We start from the raw sequence: 12163 nt of genomic DNA, 5'->3' as shown, positions 1-12163 counted from the left end.
TCAAGCGGGGAGTGGGCGATGACCTGCCGGCTGTCCTGCTTGCCGCCGCATCCTGCCAGGGCAGCGATGACCGCGAATCGTGTGAGGGCGCATTCTACCGAATCCGCCGTGAGTGTCAAGCGAGAAGGCTGTCGGCCATGCCGAAAAACCTCAAGTAGAACAATCACTTCCTCAACTTGCCACCGCCGGTAACGTTGCTCGTTGCCCGCAGCGGATGCGTACTTTAAGGCTTCCACTTGAGGAACGCAACCCTCCCGCATCAAAAAACTGTAGTCCAGTTACAGCCGCTCCGCCACAGACCAATACACTTTATTACCGGCAGCCATCCCGCCCAGAATCGGGTCAGATTACGAAGAGGTCGACGAAGCGGTTGACCGGCGTGGATTCCAGCAGGGCCTGGTTACGGCACAGTGCGAGGATCCTCTCGCAGCGCCGTGGTGGAAAACGAGTGACCAGGTGGCGGCGAAACTTCTCCTCGAGCACCGGAACGCCCTCCTGGCGGCGTCGGCGGTGGCCTATGGGATATTCCACTTCCACCTGATCGGTCGACGAGCCATCCCGAAAGAAGACCTGAATAGCATTGGCGATGGACCGCTTGTCCACATCCAGGTAATCGCGGGTATAGCGGGGCTCCTCCACCACTTCCACCCTGGCACGCAGGGCGTCGATCTCTGGATGGCCGGCGTGGAACTCATCCTCGTAGTGTTCGGCGTTCAGCTCGCCGAAGATCAGCGGCACCGCCGTCATGTACTGCAGGCAGTGATCGCGGTCTGCCGGATTGGCCAATCCCCCTTCCTTGGAGATGATGCGAATCGCAGACTCGTGAGTGGTGATAACGACACGCTCGATCTCGTCAAGGCGATCCTTGACCTGCGGATGCAGCGTCACCGCTGCCTCGCAGGCGGTCTGGGCGTGGAATTCCGCCGGGAAGGAAAGCTTGAAGAGAATGTTCTCCATCACATAGCTGCCAAACTCACGCTGAAAGGAGAAGCGGCGCTGAGCCTCCGGCTTGGTAGCCAGGTCACGGTTGGTGTGACTGAACAGCACATCGTAAAAGCCCCATTGCGGTGCGCTGAGCGCCCCGGGAATACCCATCTCGTCGCGCAGGGCAATATCGGCCAGGCGGACCGCCCGCGAGGTGGCATCCCCCGCCGCCCAGCTCTTCCGCGAGCCGGCATTGGGGGCATGGCGATAGGTGCGCAGACTCTGGCCGTCGACCCAGGCATGGGAGAGTGCCGAGAGCAGCTGATCACGACTGGCACCCATCAGCCTGGCGGCGACTGCCGTGGAGGCCACCTTGACCAGCACTACGTGATCGAGACCCACCCGATTGAATGCGTTGTCCAGCGCCAGGACCCCCTGGATCTCGTGGGCCATGATCATCGCCTCGAGAACGTCCCGCATTGTTAGCGGCGCCTCGCCCTCAGCGATTCGCTTCTGCGAAAGGTGGTCGGCGACTGCCAGGATGGCCCCTAGATTGTCGGAAGGGTGGCCCCACTCCGCCGCCAGCCAGGTGTCGTTGAAGTCCAGCCAGCGGACGATGCAGCCTATGTCCCAGGCGGCCTTCACCGGGTCCAGGCGGAAGGTGGTGCCGGGCACTCTGGCGCCGTGAGGCACCACCGTCCCCTCCACCAGCGGCCCGAGGTGCTTGGTGCACTCCGGAAAGCGCAGCGCCAGCAGGCCGCAGCCGAGGGTATCCATCAGGCAGAGTCTTGCGGTATCCCACGCTTCGGCACTGTCAATGCGAGTGTCCAGAACGTAATCGGTGATCTTCTGCAGCTCGGCATCGTAATCCGGCCGAACGTTGGCTTCCACGGTGCTCATGCTTGTCTCCTGCCATCGCTTGACATCACACCCTGTCACTATAGGAAACGCCCCGAGTCCTGCGACTAAGCAGTGATCCGGGGCACCTCTTTCCATCAACAAAAACCATGGGCAAATGAGGCGTTAGAAACTGTCGCCGGGGACACGAATCCAGCCTTCCATCAGCACCCGGGCGCTACGACTCATCACCGCCTGATCGATCACCCAGCGCCCCTCCACCAGGCTTGCCTCGGCACCTACTCGCAAGGAGCCGGAGGGGTGGCCGAAGGTCACGGCGTTACGCTTGCCTCCGCCGGCGGCCAGGTTAACCACGGTCCCCTCGATAGACGCGGCGGAGGCGATGGCTACCGCGGCGGTGCCCATCATGGCGTGGTGCAGCTTGCCCATGGAGAGCGCCCGCACCAGCAGGTCGATCTTGTCGGCCTCGACCTCCTTGCCGCTGGAAGCACTATAGCCGCTGGGCGGCGCCACGAAGGCCACCTTGGGCGTGTGTTGACGGCTGGCGGCCTCTTCCAGGGACTGGATCAGCCCCATCTTCAATGCTCCGTGGGCGCGAAGCGTCTCGAAGCGTGCCAGCGCCAACGGGTCGCCGTTGATAGCCTCCTGAAGCTCGGTGCCGGTGTAGCCGAGATCGGCGGCATTGACGAAGATGGTGGGAATTCCCGCGTTGATCATGGTCGCCTTGATCGTCCCTCCCGCTACGACATCGGTCGGCACCTCAAGATCGTCCACCAGGTTGCCGGTCGGGAAGATAGCGCCCTCGCCATCGGCCGGGTCCTTGAAGGCCACCGGCACCTCGGCGGCGGGGAAAGTCACGCCGTCCAGTTCGAAGTCACCCGTCTCCTGCACCATACCGTCGGTGATCGGCACCTGGCAGATGATGGTCTTTTGAATATTCGCCTGCCAGATCCGTACATCCACCACGCCGTTCTCGGGAATGCGCGTCGGGTCCACCAGGCCACTGGTGATGGCGAAGGGCCCCACCGCTGCGGAGAGGTTGCCGCAATTGCCGCTCCAGTCGACGAAGGCCTTGTCGATGGAGACCTGGCCGAACAGGTAGTCGACGTCGTGGTCTGGCTGCTCGCTCTTCGACAGGATCACCGTCTTGCTGGTACTGGAGGTAGCCCCGCCCATACCGTCAATCTGCTTCTGATAGGGGTCAGGGCTGCCGATCACCCGCATCAGCAGACGGTCGCGGGCCTTGCCTGGGACCTGCGCTGCCTCCGGCAGGTCAGTGAGAGTGAAGAAGACACCCTTGCTGGTGCCGCCGCGCATATAGGTGGCGGGAATACGAATCTGAGGAATGTGTGCCATGGAGGTCGCTACCTTGGTTCATGAAACGGGAAAAAGGATCGACCCGGGCCTTGCGGCACCGGGTCGATGGGGTTTCAACGTCGTGAGGCTATCGCCCGGCTCAGCTGACAGCCTCGCCCGTGGACTCCAGGAAGTCCTTGGCGAAGCGCTGTAGAACACCGCCGGCGGAGTAGACGGTCACCTCCTCGGCGGTATCCAGGCGACAGATCACGGGCACGCGGTCGATCTCGCCGGTCTTGCGATGAATAACCAGTTCGAGCGTCGCGCCGGGCGCCGAAGCACCCTCCACGTCATAGGTCTCTGTGCCATCGAGTTGCAGGGTATGGCGCGTAGTGCCCTCCTGGAACTGTAGCGGCATCACCCCCATGCCAATCAGATTAGTGCGATGAATGCGTTCGAAGCCCTCGGCGACGATCGCCTCGACGCCGGCAAGCGCCACGCCCTTGGCTGCCCAGTCGCGAGACGAGCCCTGACCATAGTCGGCGCCGGCGATAACGATCAGCGGCTGATCGCGTTCCATGTAGGTCTCGATCGCCTCCCACATGCGAGTCACCTCGCCCTCCGGCTCGATGCGCGCCAGCGAGCCCTGCTTCACCTCGCCGTTCTCGTCGCGGACCATCTCGTTGAAGAGCTTGGGGTTGGCCAGGGTGGCCCGCAGCGCGGTGAGATGGTCGCCGCGGTGGGTGGCATAGGAATTGAAGTCCTCCTCCGGCAGGCCCATCTTGTGCAGGTACTCCCCCGCCGCGCTGTCCATCATGATGGCGTTGGACGGCGACAGGTGGTCGGTGGTGATGTTGTCCGGCAGGATCGCCAGCGGCCGCATTCCCTTCAGCGCACGCACTTCCGCCATGTTGCCTTCCCAGTAGGGCGGGCGACGGATGTAGGTGCTCTGCGGGCGCCAGTCGTAGAGCGGGCTCTCGGCCGGCTCAAACGCGTCCAGATCGAACATCGGGATGTAGACCTGCTTGAACTGGTCCGGCCTGACGAACTCGGCGACGATGGCATCGATCTCCTCGTCGGAGGGCCAGAGGTCCTTGAGGGTCACCGGGTTGCCGTTCTGGTCGGTGCCCAGCACGTCCTTTTCGATGTCGAAGCGCACGGTTCCGGCGATGGCGTAGGCGACCACCAGTGCCGGCGAGGCCAGGAAGGCCTGCTTGGCATAGGGGTGGATACGGCCATCGAAGTTGCGGTTGCCGGAAAGCACCGCCGTTGCATACAAGTCGCGGTCGATGATCTCCTGCTGGATCTGCGGGTCCAGTGCACCGGACATGCCGTTACAGGTGGTGCAGGCATAGGCGACGATGCCGAAGCCAAGCTTCTCCAGCTCGGACAGCAGGCCGGCCTCTTCCAGATAGAGGCGTGCGACCTTCGAGCCCGGTGCGAAAGACGACTTCACCCAGGGCTTGCGGATCATGCCGAGTTCGTTGGCCTTCTTGGCCAGCAGGGCGGCGCCCACCACGTTGCGCGGGTTGGAGGTGTTAGTGCAACTGGTGATAGCGGCGATAATCACCGCGCCATCGGGCATCTTTCCCGCCTTTTCTTCCGCCTGGGCCATATCGTAGTTCACGGCGACCCCGCGCTCATGCAGGGCACTGGTGGGCAGACGGCGATGCGGGTTGGAAGGACCGGCCAGATTGCGCTCCACGCTTGACAGATCGAAGGTCAATACGCGCTCGTACTGGGCATCGACCAGGCTGTCGGCCCACAGGCCGGTCTGCTTGGCGTAGGTCTCTACCAGCGCGACCTGCTCCGGCTCGCGCCCGGTCAGCGTGAGATAGTCGAGGGTCTGTTCATCGATGTAGAACATCGCCGCGGAGGCACCATATTCCGGTGTCATATTGGAAATGGTGGCGCGGTCGCCGATGGTCAGACTCTTGGAACCCTCGCCGAAGAACTCGAGATAGGCCCCGACTACCCGCTCCTTGCGCAAGAACTCGGTGATCGCCAGCACGATATCGGTGGCGGTGATGCCCGGTTTGGGCTTGCCGGTCAGATCCACGCCGACGATATCGGGCAGACGCATCATGGAGGGACGACCCAGCATCACGGTCTCGGCCTCGAGGCCACCAACACCAATGGCGATCACGCCCAGGCAGTCGATATGCGGGGTATGGCTGTCGGTGCCCACGCAGGTATCGGGATAGGCCACGCCGTCGCGGGCCTGCACCACCGGCGACATCTTCTCCAGATTGATCTGGTGCATGATGCCGTTGCCGGCGGGAATCACGTCAACGTTCTCGAAGGCGGTCTTGGTCCATTCGATGAAGTGGAACCGATCCTCGTTACGGCGATCCTCAATGGCGCGGTTCTTATCAAAGGCGTCCGGATCGAAGCCTGCGTGCTCCACGGCCAGGGAGTGATCGACGATCAACTGGGTCGGTACCACCGGGTTGACCTTGGACGGGTCACCACCCTGGTCGGCGATGGCGTCGCGCAGACCGGCCAGATCCACCAGCGCCGTCTGACCGAGGATGTCGTGGCACACCACCCGCGCGGGGTACCAGGGAAAGTCCAGGTCGCGGCGGCGCTCGATCAGCTGCTTGAGCGCGTCGGTGAGCATCCCCGGCTCACAGCGACGCACCAGCTGCTCGGCGAGCACTCGGGAGGTGTAGGGAAGCGTGTCATAGGCGCCGGGCTGGATATCTTCAACGGCCGAGCGCACGTCAAAGTAGTCCAGGTCGGTGCCGGGAAGCGGCTTACGGTAATCGGTGTTCATGGCTCAATCCCGCTGTTCGATGGGCACCCACTCGCTGTGCTCTGGGCCAATGTAGTCGGCACTCGGGCGAATGATGCGATTGTTGTCACGCTGCTCAAAGACATGGGCTGCCCAGCCAGTCAGGCGCGAGCAAACGAAAATCGGCGTGAACAGCTTGGTGGGGATATCCATGAAGTGATAGGCGCTGGCATGGAAGAAGTCAGCGTTGCAGAACAGCTTCTTCTCACGCCACATCACTGCCTCGACGCGCTCGGAGACCGCATAGAGAACCGTGTCGCCCACGTCATCGGACAGCTTCTTCGACCACTCCTTGATGATGGCGTTGCGCGGATCGGACTCGCGATACACCGCGTGGCCGAAACCCATGATCTTGTCCTTACGCTCGAGCATGGCCATGGTCTCGCGCTCGGCTTCCTCCGCGGAGGTCCAGTTCTCGATCATCGCCATGGCCGCTTCGTTGGCGCCGCCGTGCAGCGGGCCCCGCAGGGAGCCGATAGCGCCGGTTACGCAAGAATGCATGTCGGACAGCGTGGAGGCGCAGACGCGTGCGGTGAAGGTCGAGGCGTTGAACTCGTGCTCGGCGTAGAGAATCAGCGAGACGTTCATGACGCGAGCGTGCAACTCGGAGGCGGGCTCACCGCGCAGCATGTGCAGGAAATGGCCTCCCACGGACTCGTCATCGGTCTCGGTCTCGATACGCGCGCCGTCGTGGCTGAAGCGATACCAGTAGCAGATGATCGAGGGCAGCACGGCCAGCAGGCGATCGGCAGCGTCCTGCTGCTCGTCAAAGCTCTGCTCGGTCTCCAGGTTACCCAGCATGGAAGCGCCGGTGCGCATCACGTCCATGGGATGGGCGTCGGCAGGGATCTGCTCGAGCACGGTCTTGAGTGCCTCGGGCAGGCCGCGCAGGCCTTTGAGCTTGGTGATGTAGGCGTCAAGTTCAGCCTGATTCGGTAGCTTGCCCTTCAGCAGCAGGTAGGCGACTTCCTCGAACTTCGCCTTCTCGGCCAGTTCCTTGATGTCAAAGCCGCGGTAGGTCAGGCCGGAGCCGGTCTTGCCAACGGTGCACAGGGCGGTCGTTCCCGCACTCTGGCCACGCAGGCCGGCGCCACTCAGGTTCTTCTCTGCCATGTCATATCTCCTCGTATAGCGGGTCGGTCGTGTTCTTTTCAACAATGTCGGTGCCGGACTCAGGCGTCGTGACCCTTCTCGGCACCCTGGCTTTCGGCAAACAGCGCATCAAGCTTCTGCTCAAAGCTGTGGTAGTTCAGGAAATCGTAAAGCTCATCACGGGTCTGCATGAGTTCAACCACATCGCGCTGATGGCCGGTGTCGTGGATGCTCTGGTAGACCTTGAGGGCCGCGGCGTTCATGGCGCGGAAAGCCGACAGCGGGTAGAGCACCATGCGGCAGCCCACCTCACCCAGTTCCTGCTGACTGAACAGCGGCGTGGCACCGAACTCGGTGATGTTGGCGAGGATCGGTGCATCGACGCGCTCGCAGAAGGCCCGGTAGTCATCCAGAGTGTGCACCGCCTCGGCGAAGATGGCGTCAGCGCCGGCCTCGATGCAGGCCTGGGCACGCTCGATGGCGGCATCCAGGCCATCTTTCTGGAAGGCGTCGGTGCGGGCGATCAAATAGAAATCCGGGTCGATGCGCGCATCGGCGGCGGCCTTGACGCGATCTGCCATTTCCTGCTGGGAAACGATGGCCTTGTTGGGACGGTGACCACAGCGCTTCTGGGCGACCTGGTCCTCGATGTGCACGGCAGCCACACCGGCGCGCTGCATCTCCTTGACGGTGCGGGCGATATTGAAGGCCCCGCCCCAACCGGTGTCGATATCCACCAGCAGCGGCAGGTCGGTGGCACCACAGATGCGGTGAGAATCCTCGACCACATCGTTCATGGTCGTCATGCCCAGATCAGGCAGACCGAAGGAAGCATTGGCCACGCCCCCCCCCGAGAGATAAATAGCCTGGTGGCCGACGCGCTGGGCCATCATTGCGGTGTAGGCATTGATGGTGCCGACGATGGGCAGCGGGTGATTGGCCTCGAGAGCGGCACGGAAACGGGCGCCGGGGGTCTGCTGGGTCATGATGTCTCTCCTGTGGTGTTCGAGCCGTGTGGCTCCGGGGTCGGGTCAGGTCGCCGCAGAGGTCTGTCGCAGGGTGGCGGCATAGCGGTCTACAACGTTGGCCCTTGAGGCGCTGACATGACGACGCATCAGCAGCTCGGATAGTTCGGCGTCACCGGCCTCGATGGCATCGACGATGCGGTGATGCTCGACAAACGCGCGCTGAGGACGTGAACCGGTCGCGCTGAACTGAGTACGGTAGAGCCGCACCAGGTAATAGAGGTCATCGCAGAGCATAGTCACCAGCATGCGGTTGTGGCTGCCCTGGACGATACGATAGTGAAAGTCCAGATCACCCTCACGCTGGAAATAGGCCTCCCCCTTCTTGAGGTCGGTCTGACGCTCGTGCATCGCCAACAGTTCGCGCAGCCCGGCGATCTCCGCGGCGGTCATATGCTCGGCGGCCAACCTCGCGGCCATGCTCTCCAGTGCCTCGCGCACATCGAACAGCTCGAGTAGCTCCTCCATGGAGAGCTTGATGACTCGCGCACCCACGTGGGGCACTCTCTCGATCAACCGATGCGCCTCGAGGCGACGCATGGCTTCTCGCAGCGGCCCTCGGGAGATTCCGAAGGCCTTGGACAGACCCGGCTCGGTGATCTTGCTGCCCGGGGGCAGTTCGCCGCGCACGATGGCATCCTGAAGCTGTTGAAAGACACGCTCCGCCAGGGTGCGAACTTCCGGGATCGACGTTTCGATTTGGGCTGGGGTCATGATGATTGTCGACAATTATTGGATGAACAAAGAGTAGCCACTCCGTAGAATGGGGTCAATATCCAGAAACGCCGCGAAGCTTCATCTTTGGTTGTAGACAACACGACAGGAATCAGAGGAACTGTCGACAATGTCGAGGCATTTTTCCGGCCAGGCTGCCGGATCGGGCAGGGACAAGTGTCGGCGAGATGCCTAGAATGGGCCGCCTGTAACAGCAAGGTACGGCAATGAGTGTAAGACTCCAGATCACCCCCTGCACCTATCATGAGCAACCGCTCGAGTACTTCGCCCGTCTACGCGGGAGACCGGGTGCCGTGCTGCTTGACTGTGGGCGCCCGGCCTCCCCCGCCGGGCGCTTCGATATCCTCTCCAGCGACCCCCTGGCGATGCTCGAGATCGACGACCGGGGTCACCTCTCTGGCATGCCCGAGCTCGCGGGGCTCTCTCCCTTCGCTGCCCAGCAGGCGCTGCTGGACCGCCTCGGGACAGAGACGCCCGACAGCGAGCTACCCTTTCTCGGTGGCCTGATCGGCTACTGGAGCTACGACCTGGGACGCCTGATCGAGCCGGTGGGCGAGCAGACCCAACCGACAGTAGCGCTACCGGCAAGCCGAGTCGGCCTTTATGACTGGGCTCTGATCCAGGACCACGAACGCCGCGAAAGCTGGCTGGTCGCCAGCGCCGAGCGGCGACGGCAGGTGCTTGACTGGCTGGCGCAGCCGTCGGCAGCCAGTGGCAACTTTCGACTGACCGCTCCCTTCGCCGGCGAACTCTCCCGTGCCGACTACCTGGAGCGTTTCGCCGTGGTGCAGCGTTATATCCTCTCGGGCGACTGCTATCAGATCAATCTGGCCCAGCGCTTCAGCGCTCCCTATGCTGGCGACCTCTGGAGCGCCTACTGCCGCCTGCGAAAGGCCACTCCGACGCCCTACGCCGGCTTTATGGCCTGGACCACGCCCCAGGGCGAACAGGCGATTCTCTCTCTTTCCCCCGAGCGTTTTCTGGAATGCCGAGATGGCCAGGTGGAGACACGCCCCATCAAGGGAACACGCCCCCGGGGCGAAACTCCAGAGGCGGACCGCGACCTGGCCAATGAGCTCACCGCCAGCCTCAAGGACCGCGCCGAGAACGTGATGATCGTCGACCTGCTGCGCAACGATCTCGGACGCGTCTGCCGCCCAGGCACGGTCAGGGTGCCTCAACTCTGCAGCCTGGAAAGCTATGCCAACGTTCACCACTTGGTCAGCGTGGTGACCGGCGAACTGAACGCGAACCGGCGACCTCTGGAACTGCTCGCGGCCGCCTTCCCCGGCGGCTCCATCACAGGCGCCCCCAAGGTACGCGCCATGCAGATCATCGAGGAACTGGAACCCAGCCGGCGCAGCGCCTATTGCGGCAGCTTGGGCTACGTGGACGTGCGAGGGCGGATGGACACCTCCATCGCCATTCGCACCGCCGTGGCGGATAGGGGCCGACTGCATCTATGGGGAGGCGGTGGCCTGGTGGCCGACTCGGAGGGTGAAGCGGAGTATCAGGAGACTCTGGACAAGATCCGACACCTGATGGATGCCCTGACCCGGAACGCCGGTAACCCAATAGAAAACGAATAAGAAGTAGCCTTATAAATTATCTAAGGCATAGATACCCAAGAAATCGGTATTGGGGCCTGGCACCAACGGCTTGCTAGGGTAACCCTCTACGCATCGACGAGAGGCCAGCATGGCAAGCTTCGATCCCAACCGTTTCGTCCTGGAGCACGACCAGGATACCCCCAAGGAAATACTGCGGGCTGCCTACCAGGCCTTCGGCGAACTGACCCTCTCCTTCTCCGGCGCCGAAGACGTGGTGCTGATCGACTTGGCCCTCAAGGTGGCGCCGAAGGAAGACGTCCACGTTTTCGCCCTGGACACTGGAAGATTGCACCCTGAGACCTATGCGTTCATCGAACGGATTCGAGCGCATTACGACATCGCGATCGACGTGCGCTTCCCCGACTCCGAGGCCGTTCAGGCTCTGGTTCGCGACAAGGGGCTCTTCAGCTTCTTTCACGACGGCCATCAGGAGTGCTGCGGCATCCGCAAGGTGGCGCCGCTGCGCCGCCGCCTGGCCGGCCTGCCGATGTGGGTCACCGGCCAGCGGCGCGACCAGAGCCCTGGCACTCGCTCCAGCCTGCAGATCGCCGAGCATGACCATGGCTTCGGCAGCGACGCCAGCCCCCTTATCAAGGTCAATCCGCTGACTCACTGGAGCAGCGAGGAGGCCTGGACCTACATCCGCATGTTTGATGTGCCCTACAACCCGCTCCATGAACGCGGCTTCGTCAGCATCGGCTGCGAGCCCTGCACCCGCCCCACCCTACCTGGCCAGCATGAACGCGAAGGACGCTGGTGGTGGGAGAATCAGGAAGGCAAGGAATGCGGTCTGCACTCCACCAACCTGCACGCCATCACTCCGGACGCGCCAGGCTAGCGCACCGGCAGCTCAATCCCTTCGAAGAGCGGAAACTCGTGTCGCGGACCCGCCGCCAGGGCGGCGTCCACCAGGTCGCGATCCAGATGCGAGGCGAATCCCTGCAGGAAGTCATACATGTAGCCGCGCATGAAGGTGCCCCGGCGGATGCCGATCTTGGTCGTGGAACTCGCAAACAGGTGGCCCGCATCCAGCGCCAGCAGATCGGTATCGTGTTCGAGGTCCACCGCCATGTGCGCGACGATGCCGACTCCCATTCCCAGGCGCACGTAGGTCTTGATCACATCGGCATCGGCAGCGGTGAGCACCACGTTGGGCGTAAGCCCTCGCGCGCGGAAGGCATCGTCAAGCTGGGAACGACCGGTGAAACCGAAAACATAGGTGACCAGCGGATAGCGGGCCAAGGCCTCCAGGGTGAGCTCGGGTTCGTCGGCCAGGGGATGCCCCCGGGGCACCAGAATGCAGCGGTTCCAGCGATAGCAGGGTAGCAGCACCAGGTCGTTGAACAGCTCCAGTGATTCGGTGGCAATGGCGAAATCCGCCTGGCCGTCGCTGACCATCTGAGCGATCTGCTTGGGGGTGCCCTGCTGCATGTGCAGGGCCACTTCGGGATACTTGCGAGTGAAGTCGCGAATGACCGGCGGCAGGGCATAGCGCGCCTGGGTATGGGTGGTGGCGATGGACAGGCTACCGCGACGCTCGTCGCTAAACTCCTGAGCCACTTCCTTGATATTCTCAGTCAATCGCAATACCTCGCCGGCCAATTCGACGATGGCCTGGCCGGCCGGGGTGACTCGGGTCAGGTGCTTGCCGCTGCGAGCAAAGATCTCCACTCCTAGCTCATCCTCCAGCAGGCGAATCTGCTTCGAGATCCCCGGCTGAGAGGTAAACAAACTCTGGGCGGTGGCCGACACGTTGAGGTTGTGGCGGGTGACTTCCCAGATATAGCGCAGCTGCTGCAGCTTCATGGTGGCAAACTCCCTGACAGCCA

9 protein-coding genes are annotated in these 12163 nt (G+C 62.9%); 2 read left to right on the top strand and 7 right to left on the bottom strand.

The genetic code is table 11. The features are described from left to right. Positions 1 to 342: 342 nt before the first annotated feature. The 6 genes from prpD to ACFODV_RS15545 form a co-directional block, all read right to left on the bottom strand. Positions 343 to 1824 (bottom strand): 2-methylcitrate dehydratase, encoded by a 1482-nt coding sequence (gene prpD / locus ACFODV_RS15570; RefSeq protein ID WP_379761070.1) that lies wholly within the window; start codon positions 1822 to 1824, stop codon positions 343 to 345. Positions 1825 to 1947: 123 nt separating this feature from the next. Next, the gene (gene prpF / locus ACFODV_RS15565; protein ID WP_379761068.1) at positions 1948 to 3138 is read right to left on the bottom strand and encodes a 2-methylaconitate cis-trans isomerase PrpF; all 1191 of its coding nucleotides are present in this window, start codon (positions 3136 to 3138) and stop codon (positions 1948 to 1950) included. A 100-nt stretch (positions 3139 to 3238) separates the two neighbouring features. Next, positions 3239 to 5854 carry a Fe/S-dependent 2-methylisocitrate dehydratase AcnD gene (acnD, locus tag ACFODV_RS15560; RefSeq protein WP_379761066.1) on the bottom strand — a complete coding sequence of 872 codons (2616 nt, stop codon included), beginning with the start codon at positions 5852 to 5854 and terminating at the stop codon, positions 3239 to 3241. A 3-nt stretch (positions 5855 to 5857) separates the two neighbouring features. Then, on the bottom strand, positions 5858 to 6985 hold the full coding sequence (prpC, locus tag ACFODV_RS15555; protein WP_379761064.1) for a bifunctional 2-methylcitrate synthase/citrate synthase: 1128 nt from the start codon (positions 6983 to 6985) through the stop codon (positions 5858 to 5860). Between the two features lie 59 nt (positions 6986 to 7044). After that, on the bottom strand, positions 7045 to 7950 hold the full coding sequence (prpB, locus tag ACFODV_RS15550; RefSeq protein WP_379761062.1) for a methylisocitrate lyase: 906 nt from the start codon (positions 7948 to 7950) through the stop codon (positions 7045 to 7047). 45 nt (positions 7951 to 7995) lie between these two features. Continuing rightward, positions 7996 to 8703: a GntR family transcriptional regulator gene (locus ACFODV_RS15545; protein ID WP_379761060.1), complete on the bottom strand. Its 708-nt coding sequence runs from the start codon at positions 8701 to 8703 to the stop codon at positions 7996 to 7998. A gap of 227 nt (positions 8704 to 8930) precedes the next feature. On the opposite strand from ACFODV_RS15545, the gene pabB reads away from it, so the two are divergent. Beyond that, the gene (gene pabB, locus ACFODV_RS15540; protein WP_379761058.1) at positions 8931 to 10313 is read left to right on the top strand and encodes an aminodeoxychorismate synthase component I; all 1383 of its coding nucleotides are present in this window, start codon (positions 8931 to 8933) and stop codon (positions 10311 to 10313) included. Between the two features lie 109 nt (positions 10314 to 10422). Next, the gene (locus tag ACFODV_RS15535) at positions 10423 to 11172 is read left to right on the top strand and encodes a phosphoadenylyl-sulfate reductase (RefSeq protein WP_379761056.1); all 750 of its coding nucleotides are present in this window, start codon (positions 10423 to 10425) and stop codon (positions 11170 to 11172) included. On the opposite strand, the gene cysB is transcribed toward ACFODV_RS15535, so the two are convergent. Beyond that, the gene (gene cysB, locus ACFODV_RS15530) at positions 11169 to 12140 is read right to left on the bottom strand and encodes an HTH-type transcriptional regulator CysB (protein ID WP_379761054.1); all 972 of its coding nucleotides are present in this window, start codon (positions 12138 to 12140) and stop codon (positions 11169 to 11171) included. The genes ACFODV_RS15535 and cysB overlap by 4 nt on opposite strands. Positions 12141 to 12163 lie beyond the last annotated feature (23 nt).

The organism is Halomonas tibetensis (genome assembly GCF_042643535.1).
Taxonomy (GTDB): Bacteria; Pseudomonadota; Gammaproteobacteria; order Pseudomonadales; family Halomonadaceae; genus Halomonas; species Halomonas tibetensis.
The sequence above is the reverse complement of the archived record's forward strand: the minus strand, read 5'-3'. Positions and strand labels throughout refer to the sequence as shown.

Bases quoted from the DNA above. Each gene is read 5' to 3' on its own strand.
- prpD (WP_379761070.1), bottom strand. From the start codon at position 1,824: ATGAGCACCGTGGAAGCCAACGTTCGGCCGGATTACGATGCCGAGCTG.
- prpF (WP_379761068.1), bottom strand. From the start codon at position 3,138: ATGGCACACATTCCTCAGATTCGTATTCCCGCCACCTATATGCGCGGC.
- acnD (WP_379761066.1), bottom strand. From the start codon at position 5,854: ATGAACACCGATTACCGTAAGCCGCTTCCCGGCACCGACCTGGACTAC.
- prpC (WP_379761064.1), bottom strand. From the start codon at position 6,985: ATGGCAGAGAAGAACCTGAGTGGCGCCGGCCTGCGTGGCCAGAGTGCG.
- prpB (WP_379761062.1), bottom strand. From the start codon at position 7,950: ATGACCCAGCAGACCCCCGGCGCCCGTTTCCGTGCCGCTCTCGAGGCC.
- ACFODV_RS15545 (WP_379761060.1), bottom strand. From the start codon at position 8,703: ATGACCCCAGCCCAAATCGAAACGTCGATCCCGGAAGTTCGCACCCTG.
- pabB (WP_379761058.1), top strand. From the start codon at position 8,931: ATGAGTGTAAGACTCCAGATCACCCCCTGCACCTATCATGAGCAACCG.
- ACFODV_RS15535 (WP_379761056.1), top strand. From the start codon at position 10,423: ATGGCAAGCTTCGATCCCAACCGTTTCGTCCTGGAGCACGACCAGGAT.
- cysB (WP_379761054.1), bottom strand. From the start codon at position 12,140: ATGAAGCTGCAGCAGCTGCGCTATATCTGGGAAGTCACCCGCCACAAC.